This window comes from Xanthomonas sp. WHRI 1810A, from assembly GCF_040202885.1.
In the GTDB taxonomy this organism is placed as follows: domain Bacteria; phylum Pseudomonadota; class Gammaproteobacteria; order Pseudomonadales; family Pseudomonadaceae; genus Aquipseudomonas.
In genome coordinates, this window is the sequence record NZ_JBEGED010000001.1 from 336,699 (window position 1) to 356,833 (window position 20,135).

At 62.4% G+C, this 20,135-nt stretch carries 18 protein-coding genes; 3 read left to right on the forward strand and 15 right to left on the reverse strand.

What is annotated here, in order from left to right; translation table 11 throughout:
• Positions 1 to 60: 60 nt before the first annotated feature.
• Together ABQX22_RS01535 and ABQX22_RS01540 are read left to right on the forward strand one after the other, a co-directional pair.
• Positions 61 to 486 (forward strand): DUF4398 domain-containing protein, encoded by a 426-nt coding sequence (locus ABQX22_RS01535; protein ID WP_349795788.1) that lies wholly within the window; start codon positions 61 to 63, stop codon positions 484 to 486.
• A gap of 48 nt (positions 487 to 534) precedes the next feature.
• A complete protein-coding gene (locus tag ABQX22_RS01540; protein WP_349795790.1) occupies positions 535 to 1,317 on the forward strand; it encodes an OmpA family protein in 783 nt (260 codons plus the stop codon).
• A 209-nt stretch (positions 1,318 to 1,526) separates the two neighbouring features.
• Here ABQX22_RS01540 and ABQX22_RS01545 read toward each other — a convergent pair whose 3' ends face one another.
• From ABQX22_RS01545 to ABQX22_RS01615, 15 genes are all read right to left on the reverse strand, one after another.
• Positions 1,527 to 1,856 (reverse strand): hypothetical protein, encoded by a 330-nt coding sequence (locus tag ABQX22_RS01545; protein ID WP_349795792.1) that lies wholly within the window; start codon positions 1,854 to 1,856, stop codon positions 1,527 to 1,529.
• Positions 1,853 to 2,767, reverse strand: coding sequence for an alpha/beta hydrolase (locus tag ABQX22_RS01550; RefSeq protein WP_349795794.1), 915 nt, complete (start codon positions 2,765 to 2,767; stop codon positions 1,853 to 1,855). Before ABQX22_RS01550 ends, ABQX22_RS01545 begins: the two co-directional genes overlap by 4 nt.
• Positions 2,768 to 2,915: 148 nt before the next feature.
• Positions 2,916 to 4,193, reverse strand: coding sequence for a flavohemoglobin expression-modulating QEGLA motif protein (locus ABQX22_RS01555; RefSeq protein WP_349795796.1), 1,278 nt, complete (start codon positions 4,191 to 4,193; stop codon positions 2,916 to 2,918).
• Between the two features lie 26 nt (positions 4,194 to 4,219).
• Positions 4,220 to 4,780 (reverse strand): hypothetical protein, encoded by a 561-nt coding sequence (locus tag ABQX22_RS01560; RefSeq protein ID WP_349795798.1) that lies wholly within the window; start codon positions 4,778 to 4,780, stop codon positions 4,220 to 4,222.
• A gap of 25 nt (positions 4,781 to 4,805) precedes the next feature.
• Positions 4,806 to 5,537 carry a TetR/AcrR family transcriptional regulator gene (locus ABQX22_RS01565; protein ID WP_349795800.1) on the reverse strand — a complete coding sequence of 244 codons (732 nt, stop codon included), beginning with the start codon at positions 5,535 to 5,537 and terminating at the stop codon, positions 4,806 to 4,808.
• 206 nt (positions 5,538 to 5,743) lie between these two features.
• Positions 5,744 to 7,246, reverse strand: coding sequence for a lysine--tRNA ligase (gene lysS / locus ABQX22_RS01570; RefSeq protein WP_349795802.1), 1,503 nt, complete (start codon positions 7,244 to 7,246; stop codon positions 5,744 to 5,746).
• A 104-nt stretch (positions 7,247 to 7,350) separates the two neighbouring features.
• A protein-coding gene (prfB, locus tag ABQX22_RS01575; protein WP_349795804.1) for a peptide chain release factor 2 occupies positions 7,351 to 8,446 on the reverse strand; the annotation gives its coding sequence in 2 pieces (ribosomal slippage) (positions 7,351 to 8,382 and positions 8,384 to 8,446; 1,095 coding nt in all).
• Positions 8,447 to 8,554: 108 nt separating this feature from the next.
• The gene (locus ABQX22_RS01580; RefSeq protein WP_349795806.1) at positions 8,555 to 9,559 is read right to left on the reverse strand and encodes a PleD family two-component system response regulator; all 1,005 of its coding nucleotides are present in this window, start codon (positions 9,557 to 9,559) and stop codon (positions 8,555 to 8,557) included.
• A gap of 45 nt (positions 9,560 to 9,604) precedes the next feature.
• The gene (locus tag ABQX22_RS01585; protein WP_349795807.1) at positions 9,605 to 10,615 is read right to left on the reverse strand and encodes a chemotaxis response regulator protein-glutamate methylesterase; all 1,011 of its coding nucleotides are present in this window, start codon (positions 10,613 to 10,615) and stop codon (positions 9,605 to 9,607) included.
• A complete protein-coding gene (locus ABQX22_RS01590) occupies positions 10,612 to 12,960 on the reverse strand; it encodes a hybrid sensor histidine kinase/response regulator (RefSeq protein WP_349795809.1) in 2,349 nt (782 codons plus the stop codon). The genes ABQX22_RS01585 and ABQX22_RS01590 overlap by 4 nt, the downstream gene beginning before the upstream one ends.
• Positions 12,957 to 13,643 carry a chemotaxis protein CheW gene (locus ABQX22_RS01595; protein ID WP_349795811.1) on the reverse strand — a complete coding sequence of 229 codons (687 nt, stop codon included), beginning with the start codon at positions 13,641 to 13,643 and terminating at the stop codon, positions 12,957 to 12,959. Before ABQX22_RS01595 ends, ABQX22_RS01590 begins: the two co-directional genes overlap by 4 nt.
• Positions 13,640 to 14,923 (reverse strand): CheR family methyltransferase, encoded by a 1,284-nt coding sequence (locus ABQX22_RS01600; protein ID WP_349795812.1) that lies wholly within the window; start codon positions 14,921 to 14,923, stop codon positions 13,640 to 13,642. Before ABQX22_RS01600 ends, ABQX22_RS01595 begins: the two co-directional genes overlap by 4 nt.
• On the reverse strand, positions 14,920 to 15,456 hold the full coding sequence (locus ABQX22_RS01605) for a chemotaxis protein CheW (protein WP_349795813.1): 537 nt from the start codon (positions 15,454 to 15,456) through the stop codon (positions 14,920 to 14,922). Before ABQX22_RS01605 ends, ABQX22_RS01600 begins: the two co-directional genes overlap by 4 nt.
• Before the next feature lie 9 nt (positions 15,457 to 15,465).
• Positions 15,466 to 17,088, reverse strand: coding sequence for a methyl-accepting chemotaxis protein (locus tag ABQX22_RS01610; protein ID WP_349795815.1), 1,623 nt, complete (start codon positions 17,086 to 17,088; stop codon positions 15,466 to 15,468).
• Positions 17,089 to 17,570: 482 nt separating this feature from the next.
• Entirely contained in the window at positions 17,571 to 18,299 is a 729-nt protein-coding gene (locus ABQX22_RS01615; protein WP_349795817.1) for a tellurite resistance TerB family protein, read from the reverse strand.
• Positions 18,300 to 18,534: 235 nt separating this feature from the next.
• On the opposite strand from ABQX22_RS01615, the gene ydcS reads away from it, so the two are divergent.
• Positions 18,535 to 19,686: a putative ABC transporter substrate-binding protein YdcS gene (gene ydcS, locus ABQX22_RS01620; RefSeq protein WP_349795819.1), complete on the forward strand. Its 1,152-nt coding sequence runs from the start codon at positions 18,535 to 18,537 to the stop codon at positions 19,684 to 19,686.
• Positions 19,687 to 20,135 lie beyond the last annotated feature (449 nt).

The window sequence follows — 20,135 nt, forward strand, 5'->3', positions numbered from 1 at the left end:
GCCAGACCGTCACGGTGCACCCCCTGTCACGGACAAAACCTAGTATTCAGGAGTTACACAATGGAGTTGACCACCATGAACACCACCACTGCCAAAACCAAGTTCAATGGCCTGCGCGGGCTGAAACTGGCCGCGCTGGCTGTAGGTACCAGCTTCATTCTCGCCGGTTGCGCGGGCAATCCCCCGTCGGAGCAGTACGCAGTGACCCAGTCGGCCGTCAACGCCGCCGTCACCGCCGGTGGCACCGAATACGCAGCAGTCGAGATGAAGTCGGCTCAGGACAAGTTCAAGCAAGCTGAACTTGCCATGCAGGAAAAGAAATACGACGAAGCCAGAAAATACGCCGAGCAAGCTGAGTGGGATGCCCGCGTAGCCGAGCGTAAGGCTCAGGCCGCCAAGGCTCAGAAAGCTGTGCAGGACGCGCGTCAGGGCGTCAACGAGTTGCGTGAAGACGGCATGCGCCAGATCCAGCCTGTCACCCAGTAATCGCACGCACCTCAAGCATTGGCCATTGATTTAAAGGACGAACCTATTATGCGTAAACAAGTACTTATCCCTGCCCTGCTGGCCCTGAGCGTTGGTCTGGCTGCATGCTCCACGCCACCGAACGTGAACCTGGAACAAGCCCGCACCAACTACTCCGCGCTGCAAAGCAATCCGAAGGCCAGCACCCTGGCCGCGCTGGAAACCAAAGACGCCAGCGAATGGCTGGACAAGGCTGACGCCGCGTACCGCTCCAGCGAAGACGAGAAAAAGGTCGACCAGCTGGCCTATCTGACCAACCAGCGCGTTGAGTTGGCCAAGCAGACCATCAACCTGAAAACCGCTGAAGAAGACCTCAAAGGCGCTGCGGCCCAGCGTGCCCAAGCGCGTCTGGACGCTCGCGATGCTCAGATCAAGGCCCTGCAGAACAGCCTGAACGCCAAGCAGACCGAACGCGGCACCCTGGTGACCTTCGGCGACGTGCTGTTTGACCTGAATAAGGCCGAGCTGAAATCCAGCGGTCTGGTCAACGTCAACAAGCTTGCGCAGTTCCTGCAGGAAAACCCTGATCGCAAAGTGATCGTCGAGGGTTACACTGACAGCAGCGGTTCGGCGTCTTACAACCAGTCGTTGTCCGAGCGTCGTGCCGCCTCTGTGCGCATGGCACTGGTGAAAATGGGTGTCGGTCCAGAGCGGATCGTGTCCCAGGGTTATGGCAAGGAATACCCGGTTGCTGATAACACCAGCAACTCCGGCCGTGCCATGAACCGTCGTGTGGAAGTGACCATTTCCAACGACAACCAGCCGGTAGCACCACGCGCTTCGATGCAGTAATCGACTGACGCGGTACCAAAAGCCCCGCCTGTGGATCACAGGCGGGGCTTTTTTTTGTGGCTATGAAGCCGGTTTGACGGTCGATCACGCCTTCCACGTGGGAGCGGACCTGTCCGCGAATACGGCGTATCAGACGCTACAAATCCGGCGAATGTACCGACCCCTTCGCGGACAGGTCCGCTCCCACAGGTTCTGGACATAGCGGAATGTCACGGCAACAACTGCTGCGGCGTCTCCTGCCCCATGCAGCGCACCGCCTGTTGCTTGCTGTTGAGCAGCACACCGGTCAGGCCCTTCTGCTCGGTGTCGAACAGCACCATCACCCCATCGATGCACTGCGCCACTTGTGCCGCCGGTTCAAGGGCAACTTTGTAGTCCTGCCCCGGCACGGTTTTGAGCAGGGTGAACTGGTCAAGCAACAACGCGTCTTCGGGCCGGGCAAAGTGCAGATAGCCGTAGTACCACAACGCACCGACCGTCCCGAGGATGCAGCCGACACCGGTGATGATCAGCGGAATGGCGTTGCGTTCTTCGCTCATTGCGGGGCCTCGGCGGAAGGTGCCGGGCGGGTGCCAGCGTCTGGATAATTGGGCACCTCGGCCAGACGCCGCAAGCCATCGAAGTGCTGCGGATCCTCCAGATAGCGAATCATCACGGCTCGCCAGGTCGGATCGCCAAAGGTCTGCACGTGCGCACCGCGCGTCAGCTGCAGCACCCGGGGCGGCGGCGCGGCCTGATACAAACTGATGCCGTTGTACAGCGGCACCTGGGTGTCATCCATGCTCTGAAACAGCAACATCGGTGTGCCCGCCAATTGCGGCATGCCGTTGATGGCGCTGTCAGTGTCAGGGATGACCCACGACAACGGACGCTTGAACGGCCAGGTCAGCCAGGACGTACCCAGCGTGTAGCGCGCGACCTCGCGGTAACTGGCCGGAACGCCGTCAAGTACCAGCGCCTTGACCCGCGCACGCTGCCGGGGATGCTCGGCCAGGTAATGCACGGCGAGCGCCCCGCCGATGCTCTGCCCCAGTACCACCAAGGGTTTGCCCTGCACCTCGGGCGCCTTGTTCAGCCAGTCGAACGCCGCGTCGATGTCCTGATAGATCGCCGGCAGGCTCGGCTCGCCCTGGGACAGCCCGTAGCCGCGGTAGTCCAGCAGCAGCACTTGATAGCCCTGTTCCGGCAGCCACCAGGTGCCGCCCAGATGCCAGGCCATATTGCCGCCGTTGCCGTGCAGGTGCAGCACCGTGCCTTTGACCGAGACACCCTCTTTGGCCGGCAAAAACCAGCCGCGCAGTTGAGTGCCATCGGCGGCGGTCAGGGTGACGTCGCGGTAAGGGAGATGGGCTTTGTCAGGTGTCAGTGGCAAGCCGCGTTCGGGGTAGAACAGCAGTTGGCTGCAGCCGGATAGGGTGAGCATCAAGACGAGGACGAAGAGTGGCTTCAAGCGCGTTCCTTTTTATTTGAATGTAGATCTGGCAGACGCGCACCCCTGTTGGAGCGAGGCTTGCCCGCGAAAGTGGTGAATCAGGCACCGCATCGATCGGATGTACCGGCCTCTTCGCGGGCAAGCCTCGCTCCAACAGGGCCTTTTTTTACAGGATATTGGAATAATCCGCCTCGATCCGGTCCAGGCTCAGGTGGTTGAGGAAGTTGGAGAAGCACATCCACGCCGACAGCGCGTTCATGTCGCGGAACTGCTCGGGCAGGTATTTAGGCGCGACCACCAGCCCTTCGTCCACCAACTGACGCATCGTGCGCATGTCTTCCAGCGTGGTCTTGCCGCAGAACAACAACGGCACCTGTTCCAGCTTGCCTTTGCGCACGGCCAGCTGAATGTAGTTGTAGACCATGATGAAGCCTTTCAGGTAGGACAAATCCTTGGTGAACGGCAGACCATTGGGGACCGAACCCCGGAACACGCGACTGGCGTTGCCGTAGCTTTCCTGCATGCCGAAGCCCTGCTCGCGGTAGAACTCGAACACCTGCAGGAAGTCCGCGCCCTCTTCGGCCATGTGAATCGCCCGGGTGCGGTTAGTGAGCTTGCGCAGACGGCTGGGATAGGACGCGAACGCGATCACTTCCATCAGGATCGCCAGCCCTTCCTGGGTGACCGTGGACGATGGCGGCCCCTTGGACAGGAAGGTGCAGATCGGCTGATTCTGGCCATTGAGCGTGGTGCCGACGTGGACCAAGCCTTCGTGGACTTCCAGGGCCCTGACGTCGCGCTCGTTGAACATCGCGTCGCTTCGGATTTTGATGTAATCGGCGCCGGCGGCGGCATCGGCCACGATCCCGTCGGACTCGAACACCCGAATCGTGCCCTCCGCTTCGCCGAACACGCGGTTCAACCGGCTCTGCAACAGGTCCACGGCGTCTTTGGCGGTCAGAATCTTCGGCTCGTCCTTCAAATCGCCGCGGCCAGCAATGTTGTTCAGGTAGTCCGACAGCATCAGACCCAGGTCGGCCAGCGTCGGGTCACCGGCGTGGAAGGCGTCGGACGCAGAGCCGTACAGCTCTTGAGAGATCAAGCCGAAATCCGGCGTGCCCCGCGCTTCGAGCATCCGGATCACCATCCGGTATTCCTTGCACATGCGCCGCATGATCTGCCCGACCGGGTTGAACTGCCCCAGTTGCCGGGTGATGTCGCGCTCGATGTTCTGGAATTCAAGCTTGACTGCGCCTGAGTCAAAACCCAGGGAGCGGTTTTCGTAGTACGCACGGTCCACAGCGGGCAACTGTTTGCCTTTTGCGGCCAGGAAACCCTGCTTGATGGATTCGTCCCACTTCACCGCGTCGAGTACACGGATGGGCGTCTGCGCCACGACGATACGGTCGGATAACGCGCGAATGGTTTGCTGGTATTCGTCCACTCAAGATTCCCTTGTGATTAGCAGCACTACTGCTTGCTGATGCGCTGGTATTGCGCGGCCTTGAGAAACACATCGGAGTTGGCAGGATCGTCCAGATAGGTGAACACCTTGTCCAGCGCGGTGGTGATCAGCACGCCGGCGCCCTTCTCCGTGTCTGTCGCTTGCCCGTCGAGCAATTTCTGGTCGACCCATTGCTGCAGTCGATCCACGTCCAGGTCGTAGACCACCAACTCATCGGCCGACGCGTCGTTGTCGATCAACTCGAACCCGGCCATGCCGTAATTGCCGCCGTACTTTTCGGGCAACGCCGCCGACAGGTACCAGCGGCTGCCATGACGGGCGACGGTGAAGGCGTACTCGTCGCGGCTCTTGCGATCGCCCTTGCGGTAGCTGACGGCCTTGTACTGATTGACGCCCGCGCGGGTGATTTCCAGTTCCAGCGGTTCGCCCCAGGCATTTTTGCTGGTCCAGGTGCCTAACAGCCGGGTCGGGGCGGCATCATTGGCGGGCAAGGGGTCCTTGAACGTCACAAGGCATCCGCTCAACAACACGAATGACAAGGCGAGCAGCACGCGCCAGGCTTTCATCGGATTCTCCTGAAAATGAGCGATCTCATGTGCCGAGGGGTTGCGCAGTGCCCAGCACCAGATGCATCTGGCGGCTGAGAATAGCGAGCATGTCCTGGTCGGCGTGAGGCTGTGGTCCGTTGAGCAGGCCCTGATACTCCATCCGACAGATAATGCCCGTCAACACTTGAGCGTCCAGTTGCGGCTGTTTAGAGCCCATGACCTCCAGAAACTGGCTGCTGCCCTGCAACAGAATCGCTTGATGCGCACTGACCAGCGCGCCGAGACGCGGGTTGATCAACCCCTCGTGGCGAAAAGCGTGCTCGGCGATCAATTGGTCGCGGCGGGTCAGCAGTTGATGGCGGACGTAGTCCATGACCATGCGCGCGATTTCATCGACCAGTCGCGCGCGGGCGTGTGGGCTGCCGTCGTTGCCGGCGAGCATGTCGCGCAGCACCACTTCGGTGTTGGCCCACAGCTTGGCCATGTAGGCCGCACTGCGCTCGACGTACTGGGCGAAGGCATCGGTGAGCAGGTCGTCGATGTCCTTGAAGTAATAGGTGGTGGCCGACAGCGGCACGGCGGCCTCGGCAGCCACCGCGCGATGACGCACGGCACGCACCCCGTCACGGATGACGATGCGCATGGCGGCATCGAGAATCTGCTGTCGACGCTGTTCGCTTCCCTGTCGACTGGCCTTGCGGCCCTGATACTGAACACTCTCTGCCACGGCTGTTGCCAGGCCGGCGGCGCCCTTTTGAGCGAGGGTGCGATTCACGACGGGGGTTCCTCTTTGATGCGTTGGGATGGATTGGAATCTTTATCGCCTGAACCGACGCCTTCGCGGGCAAGCGCGCTCCTACAGGGTTTGCGCTCAACTGTAGGAGCGCGATTGCCCGCGATAGCATTCGTGCAGGCTACCGAACACTCGCTGAACAGACAAAAAAAAAGCCGCCCAACACAGGCGGCTTTCTTACTCAGCGCTTACGCCTGGGGCCGCATGTGCGGGAACAGGATGACGTCGCGAATCGACGGCGAGTTGGTCAGCAGCATGACCAGACGGTCGATGCCGATGCCCTCGCCCGCTGTCGGCGGCATGCCGTATTCCAGCGCACGCACGAAGTCGGCGTCGTAGTGCATGGCTTCGTCGTCGCCCGCGTCCTTGTCAGCCACCTGGGCCATGAAACGCTCGGCCTGGTCTTCCGCGTCGTTCAACTCGGAATAGGCGTTGGCGATTTCGCGGCCGCCGATGAACAGCTCGAAGCGGTCGGTGACGTTGGGGTTGTCGTCGTTGCGACGGGCCAGCGGCGACACTTCGAACGGGTACTGCGTGATGAAGTGCGGCTGCTCCAGCTTGTGCTCGACCAGCTCTTCGAAAATCATCACCTGCAGCTTGCCCAGGCCTTCGAAGCCCAGCACCTTGGCGCCAGCTTTCTTGGCGATGGCGCGGGCCTTGTCGATGTCGTTCAGGTCGCCTGCGGTCAACTCGGGGTTGTACTTGAGGATCGAATCGAACACCGACAACCGCACGAACGGTTCGCCGAAATGGAACACCTTGTCGCCGTATGGCACGTCGGTGCTGCCCAGGACCAGCTGCGCCAATTCGCGGAACAGCTCTTCGGTCAGGTCCATGTTGTCTTCGTAGTCCGCGTACGCCTGATAGAACTCAAGCATGGTGAACTCGGGGTTGTGACGGGTCGAGACGCCTTCGTTGCGGAAGTTGCGGTTGATCTCGAACACCTTCTCGAATCCGCCCACGACCAGACGCTTCAGGTACAGCTCCGGCGCGATACGCAGGAACATTTCCAGGTCCAGCGCGTTGTGGTGGGTCTCGAACGGCTTGGCCGCGGCACCACCGGGGATGGTCTGCAGCATCGGCGTTTCGACTTCGAGGAAGTCGCGCTGCATCAGGAAGCTGCGGATGTGGGCAATGACCTGCGAGCGGACGCGGAAGGTCTCGCGCACGTCTTCGTTGACGATCAGGTCGACGTAACGCTGGCGATAGCGCTGTTCGGTGTCGGTCAGGCCGTGGTGCTTGTCGGGCAGCGGACGCAGCGACTTGGTCAGCAGGCGCACGGTGGTCATCTCGACGTACAGGTCGCCCTTGCCCGAGCGGGCCAGGGTGCCTTCGGCCGCGATGATGTCGCCCATGTCCCAGGTCTTGACCGAGGCCAGGGTTTCTTCGGACAGGGTCTTGCGGTTGACGTAGACCTGGATGCGACCGGTCATGTCCTGGATCACCATGAACGAGCCACGGTTGAGCATGATGCGACCGGCAACCTTGACCGGGATTGCAGCCTCTGCCAGCTCTTCCTTGGTCTTGTCCGCGTACTGTTTCTGCAGGTCGTTGCAGTAGCTGTCGCGGCGGAAGTCATTGGGGAAGGCATTGCCCTTGGCGCGCTCGGCGGCAAGCTTTTCCTTGCGCAGGGCGATCAGGGAGTTTTCTTCCTGTTGCAGGGCTTGCGGGTCGAGTTGTTGGTCGCTCATGTCTTTTGATTTTCCATCACAGGTTCGTTGCCCCCGGCTTATCCGGGGTTCGCGGGCAAGCGACGCTCCTTCAGAGGGTCGCGCCCGCAACAGGTGGGTCGCAGTCAGAGCCCTTGCTTGAGGCTCGCGACCAGGTATTCGTCGATGTCGCCGTCGAGCACCTTGTCGCAGTCGCTGCGTTCAACGCTGGTGCGCAGGTCCTTGATCCGCGAGGCATCCAGTACGTACGAACGAATCTGATGACCCCAGCCGATGTCGGACTTGGTGTCTTCGACCGCTTGCGACGCGGCGTTGCGCTTCTGGATTTCCTGCTCGTACAAGCGCGCCCGCAGCATTTTCATGGCGGTGTCTTTGTTGGCGTGCTGGGAGCGTTCGTTCTGGCAGCTGACCACGGTGTTGGTCGGGACGTGGGTGATACGTACCGCCGAGTCCGTGGTGTTTACGTGCTGGCCACCGGCACCCGATGAACGATAGGTGTCGATGCGCAGGTCCGACGGGTTGATGTCGATTTCGATGTTGTCATCGATTTCCGGCGACACGAACACGGCCGAGAACGAGGTGTGGCGGCGGTTGCCGGAGTCGAACGGGCTCTTGCGCACCAGACGGTGCACGCCGATTTCGGTACGCAGCCAGCCAAAGGCGTATTCGCCCTTGATGTGCACGGTGGCGCCTTTGATCCCGGCGACTTCACCGGCGGACAGTTCCATGATGATGGCCTCAAAGCCACGCTTGTCGGCCCAGCGCAGGTACATGCGCAGCAGGATGTTGGCCCAGTCCTGCGCTTCGGTGCCACCGGAGCCGGCCTGAATGTCGAGGTAGGCGTTGTTGGGGTCCATCTCACCGCTGAACATGCGGCGGAATTCGAGCTTCTCCAGCGACTCGCGCAGGCGCTCGACTTCGGCGGCGACGTCATCGACGGCGGCCTGGTCTTCTTCTTCGGCGGACATCAGCAGCAGGTCTTTGGCATCGACCAGCCCGGTGGACATTTCATCCAGGGTGTCGACGATCTGTGCCAGCAGCGAACGCTCGCGGCCCAGACTCTGTGCGTATTCGGGTTTGTTCCAGACGTTTGGATCTTCGAGCTCGCGGTTAACTTCGGTCAGACGATCATGTTTGTGATCGTAGTCAAAGATACCCCCGAATGGTTTCGGAGCGCTCGGACAGGTCTTTGATGCTGTTCAGAATCGGGTTGATTTCCATGGTAGGCAGCACTCGCAGGCGATTTTTTCAAAGCCGGCGAGTATACGCTAGCCTGCCTCAGGATGGCAGGCCGTTGGGCAGGGTTGCGAAGCCCATTTTGCAGGCACCCTACCCCACCACCACCTGATTACGCCCATTGTGCTTGGCCGCATACAGCCCCTTATCGGCGCTCTGGATCAGTTGCCGGCTGTGGCTGCCGACTTCGGGGACGACGGTGGACAGGCCGATGCTGACGGTGAGCACGGAGCCCGGGACGGGGGCGTTGTGGGGGATGTTCATCCCGGCAACGGTCTGGCGCAGCTTTTCGGCCAGCAGACGCGCGCCACCGGGGGAGGTGTTGGGCAACACCACCGCAAACTCTTCACCGCCGTAACGTGCGGGCAGGTCCGAGGGACGACTGCTGCAGGCGCGGATGGCCTTACCCACCTGGCGCAGCGCTTCGTCGCCTTCCAGGTGACCGAAGCTGTCATTGAAGGCCTTGAAGTAATCCACGTCGATCATCATCAGCGACAACTGACCCTGCTCACGCATGGCGCGGCGCCATTCCAGCTCGAGGTATTCGTCAAAGTGGCGACGGTTCGACAGCCCGGTCAGGCCGTCGGAGTTCATCAACCGTTGCAGCACCAGGTTGGTGTCGAGCAATTGCTGCTGGCTGACCCGCAGCGCGCGGTAGGCTTCGTCGCGTTGCAGCAGCGTCATGTAGGAACGCGAGTGATAGCGAATGCGCGCCACCAGTTCGATGGTGTCCGGCAGCTTGACCAGGTAATCATTGGCGCCGGCCGCAAAGGCCGCGCTCTTGACCAGCGGATCTTCCTTGGTGGACAGCACGATGATCGGTATGTCCCGGGTCAGCGGGTTGTTGCGGTACTCGCGGACCAGCGTCAGCCCGTCCAGGCCCGGCATCACCAGATCCTGCAGGATGACCGTCGGCTTGATGAGCTCGGCCTGATGGATGGCCTGATGCGGATCGGCGCAAAAATGAAAATCGATGTTGTCTTCATGGGCCAGCCCGCGCCTCACGGCCTCGCCGATCATGGCCTGATCGTCGACCAACAGCACCATCGCGGCGTTCTCGTCGGACGTCTTCACGTCATCCAACTGCAAGTCATGCATTAACAGTCTCCTGGTCACAGACGGACTGTGAAGCCACCTGGATAATCATTGGATCAATGCCTCTTTCAAGCGAGGCGCAATCGCATCCAGCGGGAGAATCTCCTTGGCGGCGTCGATGGCGGCAGCCGCTTTGGGCATACCGTATACCGCACAACTTTGCTGGTCCTGGGCGAGGGTGAGAAACCCCCGCTGACGCATCAGCTTGAGGCCCTGCGCGCCGTCCCGGCCCATACCCGTCAACAAGACACCCACTGCATCACCGTTCCAGTAACTGGCCACGCTCTCGAAAAACACATCGATCGAGGGCCTATAAATTTCGTTGACCGGCTCGGCGGTGTAAGCCAGCGTGCCGTTCTTCAACAGGCGGATATGGTGGTTGGTCCCCGCCAGCAGGACTTCGCCGGGTTGCGGCGGCTCTCCATCCTGCGCCAGACGCACCGTCAGGCCCGACGACGAACTCAACCACTGTGCCATGCCGGCGGCAAATACCTGGTCCACATGCTGCACCAACACAATGGCCACCGGAAATTTTTTGGGCAGCCCCTTGAGCAACACTTCCAGCGCGGCCGGGCCGCCGGCCGACGACCCGATGGCCACCAGCCCCCGACGTTGCGCAGCTTCACGCATGGGCGCAGGCGCGGCACGCACGCGGCTGTCGCGCTGGCCGATCAGCCAACCGATATTAAGGATTTTGCGTAACAAAGGCGCCGCCGCTTCTTTCGGGTTGCCGCCACCGATGGCAGGCGTGTCGACCACGTCCAGAGCGCCATGGCCCATGGCCTCGAACACGCGGTGGACGTTCTGCTCACGGTCTACCGTGACAATCACGATGGCGCACGGCGTGGCGGCCATGATACGCCGAGTCGCCTCGACGCCGTCCATCACCGGCATGATCAAGTCCATGAGGATCAGGTCAGGCGTCAGGGCCGCGCAGCGCTCAACCGCTTCCGCGCCATCGCGCGCCACCCAGACCACTTCATGCGCCGGCTCGAAAGCAATCGCTCGGCGCAGCGCCTCGATGGCCATGGGCATGTCGTTGACGATAGCGATCTTCATCCGTGCGCCTCTCCGATCAGATCGACGACCGCATCGAGCAGCGCGTCGTCATGAAAGCTGGCTTTGGCCAGGTAATAATCCGCGCCGGCGTCCAGCCCGCGACGACGGTCTTCTTCCCGGTCCTTGTACGACACCACCATCACCGGCAACGATTGCAGGCGACTGTCGCGGCGCAGCAAGGTCACCAGCTCGATACCGTCCATGCGCGGCATGTCGATGTCGGTGATCAGCAAATCGAAATCTTCGGCGCGCAGGGCATTCCAGCCATCCATGCCGTCCACGGCCACTGCCACTTCGTAGCCGCGACCGAGCAGCAACTTGCGCTCCAGTTCGCGCACGGTCAATGAATCGTCGACCACCAGCACGCGCTTGCGCGGCGCCGCATTGGCCTGATGGTTACGCCGGTCAATGCGCTCCAGGCGCCCGGTGTTCAGCAGCTTCTCCACCGAGCGCAGCATGTCTTCAACATCAATGATCAGCACCGCCGAACCGTCGTCCAGCAACGCGCCGGCGGAGATGTCCTGCACTTTACCCAGGCGCGGGTCCAGCGGCAGCACCACCAGCGTGCGCTCGCCGATAAAGCGCTCCACCGCCACGCCGTACACCGCATCGCGCTCGCGAATGACCACGACTTTGAGCACTTCTTCGGGGCTCTGATCCTGCGGTCGGTTGAGCAACTGACTGGCGGCGACCAGCCCCACATGCCGCTCCTCGTGCCAGAAGTGCTGGCGCCCTTCCAGTTGCACGATCTCGTCGGCCTGTACGTCGCGCATGCGTTCGATGTGCGCCAGCGGGAACGCGTAGGCTTCGCCGCCCACTTGCACCACCAGACTGCGGACCACCGACAGGGTCAGCGGCACCTCGATGTGAAACCGGCTGCCCTCGCCTGCACGCTGCTCCAGTTCGACACCGCCGCGCAGCTGCCGGACCATGTGCAACACCGCGTCCAGCCCGACGCCACGGCCGGACACTTCAGTGACCTTGTCGCGCATGCTGAAACCGGGCAGGAACAGAAAGCTGAGCAGCTCCTCCTCGCTCAGCTGCGCAGCGGTTTCGGCCGGCGACAGTTTGCGATCGATGATGCTGGTGCGCAGTTTTTCGAGATCGACGCCGCCGCCGTCATCGATCAACTCCACCACCAGCAACCCGGCCTGGTGCGAGGCCTTGAGCTGAATCAGCCCTTCAGCGGGCTTGCCCATCGCCAGGCGTTGCTCGGGGAATTCAATGCCATGGTCCACCGCGTTGCGCAGCAGGTGGGTCAGTGGCGCTTCGAGCTTTTCCAGTACGTCACGGTCGACCTGGGTTTTCTCGCCGTCGATTTCCAGCCGCACCTGTTTGCCCAGCGTGCGCCCCAGGTCCCGCACCATCCGCGCCTGCCCCACCAACACGTCGGCAAACGGCCGCATGCGGCACGCCAGTGCGGTGTCGTACAGCAGTTGCGCGCGCTGACCCGCCTGCCAGCCGAACTCATCGAGATCGGCGGTCTGCTGGATCAGCAAATGCTGGGCTTCGCTCAACAGCCGACGCGCGTCTTCCAGCGCTTTGTGTGCGTCCGGATCGACAGCGCTTTCCAGCAACGCTTCCAGGCTGTCGAGGGCACGACTGGCCCCACTTTGCGAGCGTTTGACCCGCTGCATCGCGGTCAGATAAGGCTTGAGCCGCTGGGTTTCCACCAGCGATTTGCTCGACAGGTCCAGCAGATTATTCAGCCGCTCGGCGGTGACCCGCAGCACCCGCTCGCCACCTTGAGGGCTGCGTTGCTCGCCCCGTCGAGGGTCGACCTTGGGGTCGGCGTCCGGCTCGCTTTCAACCGCGGGCGCTGCCACTTCGGGCGACGGTACGTCTTCCAGCAGGCCGGGCGCGGGTGCCGAGGTCCCCATCAGCAATTGCGCGTTGGCCAGCAGCAGTTCATCGATGGAGGGCAACGCCCCCTGCGACGCACCGGTATTCGCACCAGGCGTCAGCAAATCGTTCATCAGCGCGACGTAGCCGTCGACATCGGCCGGGCCCACGCCACTCGCACCGGGCGTGGCGATCCGCATCAGCAGGTCGGTCCCCATCAACAAGGCATCGATGTGCTCGGGCTTCAAACGCAGCCGGCCTTCCTGGGCGCTGACCAGGCAATCTTCCATCACGTGGGACACGCTCACGCCGGCATCTACCCCGACAATTCGAGCGGCCCCCTTGAGCGAGTGGGCGGCGCGCATGCACGCTTCCAGCTGATCGGCCTGCGTTGGATTGCGCTCCAGCGCCAGCAGCCCGGCACTCAGCACCTGGGTTTGCGCTTCGGCCTCCAGGGTAAACAGCTCGAACAGCGAAGCGTCACGCATCCAGTCGGGGGTCATGTGAGGCTCCGGTTCACGGCGGACAGCACTTGCTCTTCATCCAGCAGGCGCAGGCTGCGGTTTTTCCACTGCAACACACCCCGCGTGAATTTGGCGGTGGCGTGCTGACCGGGGCCGGAGGCGGCGTCCAGCAGGTGTTCTTCCATGGCGTGGATACCGTCGACTTCGTCCACCGGCACTACCACGGGCCCGCCGTCAGCGGCGAGGATCAGCATGCGCGGCGTGATGCGCCCCGAGGCGGCCAGGCCGGTGGCGCTGTCGAGGCCGAGCAATTCCACCAGCGAGATGCACGCCACCAGCGCGCCACGCACGTTGGCCACGCCCAGCAGCGCGCGGGAGCGTTGGTGCGGCAAGGAGTGAATCGCCTGCACGTTCGCCACTTCCACCAGGCAACGGGTGGGCAGGCCGAGCCATTCTTCGCCCAGACGGAACACCACAATCGAGCGGGTTTTGATTTCGCCCGCCTGCAGGCTTGACTGCTCGACCGCGCGGTCCTGGACGGTCAGGGCGTAGCGGTCCAGCAAGCGGGTGGCCGCGGCCGAGTAGACCGAGCAGTTGCGGCAGTGAATATGCTCCACCAGCAACGGGCATGAGCGATCACCGTGGATGCCGATCCGGTTCCAGCAGTCATCGATGGCGTGGGCGTCATCGGTGAGCATCAATTCGCTATGCGGTCCGCTCATCGATTGCGTCCTTCAGTGTTCGCGCCACGCGCGGCACGCTCCTGCAGGCGCCGGGCAGCGGCCACGTCGCCCTGGCTCGACAGCAACGCCGCCATGTGTGCCAGGGTTTCGGCGTGCAGCGGCTCCAGGTACAGCGCCTTGCGATAAAAGCCCATGGCCTGGACGGCATCGCCTGCGACTTCGTTGAGCAACCCGAGCCAGTAGAACACCGCCGTCACCGGCGGGTACTGCTGCAAGTAGCGGTGGCAGGCGGCCTTGGCGTCAGCGGTTTTGCCGGCGTTGGCGAGGGCCTTGATGGCGTCGAGCGCGGCGCTGGCGTCGCCGCTTTGGGAACTTGCGCCGGACGCAGGGGCGCTGGCGAGCGGCTTCACGGGGGCTCGGACCGGAAGCCGGACCGGCGCCGACACCGGCGGTTTGATCGGGGCTTTGACGCGCTCGGCCGTCGGCCAGGTGACGGCCGCGACAGGTTGTTCGACCACCGTATCGGGCCGGCGACGGAACGCGAACGACTGCGGTATCCCGATGGAGCTCATGCCCATGCGCCCCAGTAGGCTGCCCTCGGCCGGACCGATGAACATCACCCCTTCCTCGCGGGTCATGCGCATCAGCGCTTCGAACCCGAGGCGTTGGGTGGGCACGTCGAAATAGATCAACAGGTTGCGACAGAACACAAAGTCGTAGGCCGATTGCGCCAGCGGCATCTGCGGGTCCAACAAGTTGCCCGGCTGGAAATCCACGCGATCGGCCACACGTTCATCGAGCCGAAAGCCGTCCATGACCGGCTCAAAGTAGCGGTCGCGAAAACCGAGCTGGTCCCCACGAAACGAATTTTTGCCATACACACCCCGGCGCGCGCGCTGGATCGACAGCGGGCTGATGTCCACCGCGTCGACCTTGAACTGCAAGGGTGCGACGCCAGCATCGAACAGCGCCATGGCGATGGAATACGGCTCTTCGCCGGTGGAACACGGCAGGCTGAGGATGCGCAGCGGCCGGGCGCCCGCCAGTTCGGTCAGGCGCGCCAGGGCCAGTTTGCCCAGGGTGGCGAAGGACTCCGGATAACGGAAAAACCAGGTTTCGGGGACGATCACCGCTTCGATCAGCGCCTGCTGTTCGTCCGCCGAGCCGTTGAGCAGGTGCCAGTAGGCGTCGCTGTCGGCGGCGTGGGAGGCGCTGCATCGCTGGCGAACGGCGCGCTCGATGATGGCTTCGCCCACCGAGGCCACGTCCAGTCCGATACGGTCCTTGAGGAAAGCAAAAAAGCGCGTGTCTTCGCTCATGGCATGGCCTCCAACGCTTCAGCCGTCAGCGGCTGTGCCGGAAACAGCAATTCACGCACCGGGGCGCTGAGCAGGTCCTGAATCCGGATCCACTGCAACAGGCCGTGTTCGTTCTCGCGCACCGGCCCAAGGTACGGGGCCTGGCGATTGTCCACGCCGTAATCCTTGAACTCGGCGGGCGAGCAGCGCAGGGTGTCGGTGGCCTGCTCCAGCACCAGACCAAGCAACCGCGCCGGCTGATCAGCTTCGGGCCGGTAATGCACCAGCACCAGTCGGGTGCTGGTGCGCGATTGCGCCGGATGGCCGAACGTCAAAGCGCTGAGGTCGATGACCGGCACCACTGCGCCGCGATGGGCAAACACCCCCGCCACCCAGTGCGGCGCCTGGGCAATCGGTTTGAGGTTCAGCCGGGGCAGCACTTCGGCCACGTCCACCGCTTCCACCGCATAGCGCTCGGCGCCGATGCGGAACAACAGAAACAGCTTGGCCTTGGGCAACACGGGCGATCCGCGTCTGGCTGAATGTTCGATCATCGGCGCGACTCAGACCTTGAAACGCGAGACGCCGCCGCGCAGGCCCACCGCGACCTGGCTCAGCTCGTCAATGGCAAAGCTGGCCTGGCGCAGGGATTCCACGGTCTGGCTGCTGGCATCGCCCAGTTGCACCAGCGCCTGATTGATCTGCTCGGCGCCGGTGGCCTGGGCCTGCATGCCTTCGTTGACCATCAATACGCGCGGCGCGAGGGCCTGCACCTGATGGATGATCTGGGAAAGCTGCTCGCCCACCTGCGTCACTTCAAACATGCCGCGACGCACTTCTTCGGAAAACTTGTCCATGCCCATGACCCCGGCCGAGACCGCCGACTGGATCTCGCGCACCATTTGTTCGATGTCATAGGTAGCGACCGCGGTCTGGTCCGCCAGGCGCCGCACTTCGGTGGCGACCACGGCAAAACCGCGACCGTACTCACCCGCTTTTTCGGCCTCGATGGCGGCGTTGAGGGACAACAGGTTGGTCTGGTCGGCGACCTTGACGATGGTCACCACCACTTGGTTGATGTTGCCGGCCTTCTCGTTAAGGATCGCCAGCTTGGAATTCACCAGGTCTGCGGCGCCCATCACCGAATGCATGGTTTCCTCCATGCGCGCCAGGCCCTGTTGCCCGGAGCCTGCGAGTACGGAGGCCTGGTCGGCGGCGGACGTGACTTCGGTCATGGTGCGCACCAGATCGCGGGAAGTGGCCGCGATCTCCCGGGACGTCGCGCCGATTTCGGTGGTTGTGGCGGCGGTTTCGGTGGCCGTGGCCTGTTGCTGTTTGGAGGTGGCCGCGATCTCGGTGACCGAGGTGGTGACCTGCACGGAAGAGCGCTGCGCCTGTGACACCAACGCCGCCAGCTCAACCACCATGTCGTTGAACCCGGACTGCACCGCCCCGAATTCGTCATTGCGGCCCAGGTTCAGGCGGCTGCTGAGGTCACCCGTGCGCATGGTGTCGAGGATACGGACGATGAGGGTCATCGGCGCCAGGATCGCCCGCATCAACAGCAGGCCGCAGGCGCCGGCCGCCAGGACCGCCAGCAGCAGGGACAGGCCCATGCTGATTTTGGCGCTCTTGACCGCCGACGAAATGGCGTCGGTGGCATCGTCTGCGACTTTCTTGTTCATCAGGATGATGTCGTTGAGCTGACGACGACCTTCCACCCACACGGGGGTCACGCGCTCTTTGAAGATCTGCCGGGCCGCATTGAAATCGTTGACTTCATAGGCGCGCAACGTGTCGTCGAGCCCTTTATTGAAGGCTAGATGCAGCTTCTCAAAGCCGTCGATGCCCGCCTGATCGCCTGCATCGAAGATGGTTTTCCGGTAGTTGGCAATCTGCGCATTCAGGCGTGTTTCAAATTCCTGATACTGGTCCTTTTCGTCCTTGGTCAGCGGTCGGCCTTCGTCTTCGCCCAGCAATTCCAGGGTGCGCAGGTAGCTTTCTACCCAGGCGCTGCGGGTCAGGGTGCTGTAATAAACGCCCGGCAGCGCGTCGTTGCTGACCGACTCCGAACTGGACTCAATCGATAACAGGCGTGTGTAAGCCACCACCACCATCAGCAGCATGATGGCGATGATCACGGCAAAGCTCGCCAAAATCCGTTGACGCAACGTCCAGTTCTTCACAGTCAGCCCTCAAGAGTTCAACGCCAGCGCCCTGCTGGGTTCAAGAAGCGGACCGACGGACGGTCCAAAGCGAGCAGGAGTATAGCCCAGCGACCTACGCAGTTAGTTGACTGTTTCTGACATGATTAACTGAATATTCGGTACGGATATCAGACGCTTCTGACAGGTTGTCGGCATCAGGGGCGGTTGCTTGATAGCGAGATGCTGCGGACTGGCGCACGAGCCCTATGGCGGATCAAAGTGGGAGCGGACCTGTCCGCGAATACGGTTGATCAGGCGCGAGAGCGGGGGTGGGTGTTTCGGACTATTCGCGGACAGGTCCGCTCCCACGGGTCGGTGGCTGGCAGGGGTGTTGGTGTATAGCCATCAACTGTTGGAGCGAGGCGTGCCCGCGAAGGAGTTCGCAGGCGATGAACATGCCATGCCTGTAACGGCTTCGCGGGCAAGCCTCGCTCAAACAGGTCTTCTGTCTGCTGAGAAAGTTACTGCGCCTGCCGAACCTGGGTTTCCAGTTCGGTCTTGAGCGCGGGGTCGAGCTTCAGTTGCTTGGCCAGTTCATCGAGATACGCACGCTCCATGAAGTGCTCTTCGTCCACCATCATCACACTGGCGATGTACATCTCGGCGGCGATTTCCGGGGTTTTGGCGGCGCGGGCCACGTCCGACGGGTCCAGCGGTTTGTTCAGTTCGGCGTGAAGCCAGTGCTGCAATTCCTGATCGCCGGTCAAGCGGGTGAATTCGCCCTCGATCAGTTCACGTTCGCGGTCGTCCACGTGACCGTCCGCCTTGGCCGCGGCCACCAACGCCCGAAGGATCGCTTCGCTGTGCTGTTCAACCTGCGCCGGTGGCACGCGGTCAATGGTTTGCGGTTCGGTCTGCGGCGTGCCGCTTTGATTTGCCTGCCAGTTGCCGTACGCCTTGTAGGCAATGACGCCCAGCGCGGCCAGACCGCCGTAGGTCAGCACCTTGCCACCCATCTTGCGCGCGCTTTTGTTGCCGAGCAGCAAGCCCATCGCCCCTGCCGCCGCTGCCCCGCCGCCGGCACCGGACAAAAAGCCGCCGAGATTGCCGCCCCCCACTTTGCCCAACAGGTCACTCAATCCGCCCTGGCCGCTGCCTTTGGAGGGGGATTGCGCCGCGCCGCCTGCCTTGTTCTGCAGCAGGTCTTGACCGGATTTGAGTAATTGATCGAGCAAGCCACGTGTATTCATGGGAGTTCTCCTGAGTTGTCGTCGGAAAATTCAACGGCTCGCAGATTAAAACGAACTGTTCACCGGCTGTTTTCGGGTGTGCTTCCAGATGTTGCGGCCTCGAATGGCCCTTCGACTAAAACGATATAGACTCAGCGCATTCGACAAAAAAACGAGTAGCCCGTCGACCTGGGCCGTTGCGCCGGTTTCATCCCTTCACCCTGCCCCGATCATCATCTGAACAAGAGGGAACCCCATGTCAGTGCACAAGACCGCGCTCCTCAGCGCTGTGATCACCGCGTTGTTCGCCAGCGCCGCGTTGCAGGCCGCTGAAACCCTCAAGGCTGTCGGCGACGGAGAGGGGCAACTGGACATCGTCGCGTGGCCGGGCTACATCGAACGCGGGGAAAGCGACAAGGCCTACGACTGGGTGACCGGCTTCGAGCAGGAAACCGGGTGCAAGGTCAACGTCAAGACCGCGGCGACCTCCGACGAGATGGTCAGCCTGATGACCAAGGGCGGCTATGACCTGGTCACCGCGTCGGGCGATGCGTCCCTTCGGCTGATTGCCGGCAAGCGCGTGCAGCCCATCGACACCACGTTGATCCCCAACTGGAAGAACCTGGACCCCCGCCTGGTGGACGGCCAGTGGTACGTCGTCGACAAGCAGACCTACGGCACCCCGTATCAATGGGGACCGAACGTGCTGCTGTACAACACCAACGTGTTCAAGACCCCGCCCGTGAGCTGGAGTGTGGTGTTCGAGCCTCAGGACCTGCCCGATGGCAAACCGAACAAGGGCCGGGTGCAGGCCTATGACGGGCCGATCTACATCGCCGACGCCGCTCTGTACCTGAAAACCGCGCAACCCGATCTGAAGATCGTAGACCCGTATCAGTTGACCGAAACCCAGTACGAGGCGGTGCTCAATCTGCTGCGCAAACAGCATCCGCTGATCCACCGCTACTGGCACGACGCGACGGTGCAGATGAGTGACGTGAAGAACGAAGGCGTGGCGGCCTCCAGTTCGTGGGGCTACATGGTCAATGGGCTGCAGGCGGATAAACAACCCGTGGCCTCGACGATCCCCCAGGAAGGCGCCACCGGCTGGGCCGACACCACCATGCTGCACGCCGAGGCCAAGCACCCCAACTGCGCGTACAAATGGATGGACTGGTCGCTGCAACCCAAAGTCCAGGGCGATGTAGCGGCCTGGTTCGGCTCCTTGCCGGTGGTGCCCGAGGCGTGCAAGGCCAGTGAACTGCTGGGCGCTGGCGGGTGCACCACCAACGGCTTCAGCCTGTTCGACCAGATCGCCTTCTGGAAAACCCCGCAGGCCGAGGGCGGCAAGTTCGTGCCCTACAGCCGCTGGACCCAGGACTACATTGCAATTATGGGCGGGCGCTAGCCGCCCGGAAAAGCGAGACCCTTTCCTGTAGGAGTGAGCTTGCTCGCGATGCGTTTGGTCAGACACTACAACGGTGCCTGACACACCGTAATCGCGAGCAAGCTCACTCCTACAGCATTCGCAGTGCGTCAAATGGATCGTTCCCAAGCTCGGCGTGGTGACGCCACCCTCGACGCTCCGCGTCACAGCTGGGACGCGGAGCGTCGTTGAATGCATGCCTACGCGGAGCGTGGGCACGATCAAAAGCGGCCCTAAAACCTGGCGACCGTGGTGTCGATTGATACCGCATCGGCAGGTTTAGCTGCCGCTACGCGCCAGATCGCAGGCAAGCCAGCTCCCACGCCTTCGGCAGAAGCGGTTCATCGGGCCGAGAATCGATGATCGATCAGACGCGGCCCTGAAACTTGGCGACCGTGGTGTGTCAGTTGATAACGCATCGGCAGGTTTCG

Excerpts from the sequence above, each read along its gene's own strand:
- ABQX22_RS01535 (WP_349795788.1), top strand. The coding sequence starts at position 61 with ATGGAGTTGACCACCATGAACACCACCACTGCCAAAACCAAGTTCAAT.
- ABQX22_RS01540 (WP_349795790.1), top strand. The coding sequence starts at position 535 with ATGCGTAAACAAGTACTTATCCCTGCCCTGCTGGCCCTGAGCGTTGGT.
- ABQX22_RS01545 (WP_349795792.1), bottom strand. The coding sequence starts at position 1,856 with ATGAGCGAAGAACGCAACGCCATTCCGCTGATCATCACCGGTGTCGGC.
- ABQX22_RS01560 (WP_349795798.1), bottom strand. The coding sequence starts at position 4,780 with ATGAAAGCCTGGCGCGTGCTGCTCGCCTTGTCATTCGTGTTGTTGAGC.
- lysS (WP_349795802.1), bottom strand. The coding sequence starts at position 7,246 with ATGAGCGACCAACAACTCGACCCGCAAGCCCTGCAACAGGAAGAAAAC.
- ABQX22_RS01580 (WP_349795806.1), bottom strand. The coding sequence starts at position 9,559 with ATGCATGACTTGCAGTTGGATGACGTGAAGACGTCCGACGAGAACGCC.
- ABQX22_RS01585 (WP_349795807.1), bottom strand. The coding sequence starts at position 10,615 with ATGAAGATCGCTATCGTCAACGACATGCCCATGGCCATCGAGGCGCTG.
- ABQX22_RS01590 (WP_349795809.1), bottom strand. The coding sequence starts at position 12,960 with ATGACCCCCGACTGGATGCGTGACGCTTCGCTGTTCGAGCTGTTTACC.
- ABQX22_RS01595 (WP_349795811.1), bottom strand. The coding sequence starts at position 13,643 with ATGAGCGGACCGCATAGCGAATTGATGCTCACCGATGACGCCCACGCC.
- ABQX22_RS01600 (WP_349795812.1), bottom strand. The coding sequence starts at position 14,923 with ATGAGCGAAGACACGCGCTTTTTTGCTTTCCTCAAGGACCGTATCGGA.
- ABQX22_RS01605 (WP_349795813.1), bottom strand. The coding sequence starts at position 15,456 with ATGATCGAACATTCAGCCAGACGCGGATCGCCCGTGTTGCCCAAGGCC.
- ABQX22_RS01615 (WP_349795817.1), bottom strand. The coding sequence starts at position 18,299 with ATGAATACACGTGGCTTGCTCGATCAATTACTCAAATCCGGTCAAGAC.
- ydcS (WP_349795819.1), top strand. The coding sequence starts at position 18,535 with ATGTCAGTGCACAAGACCGCGCTCCTCAGCGCTGTGATCACCGCGTTG.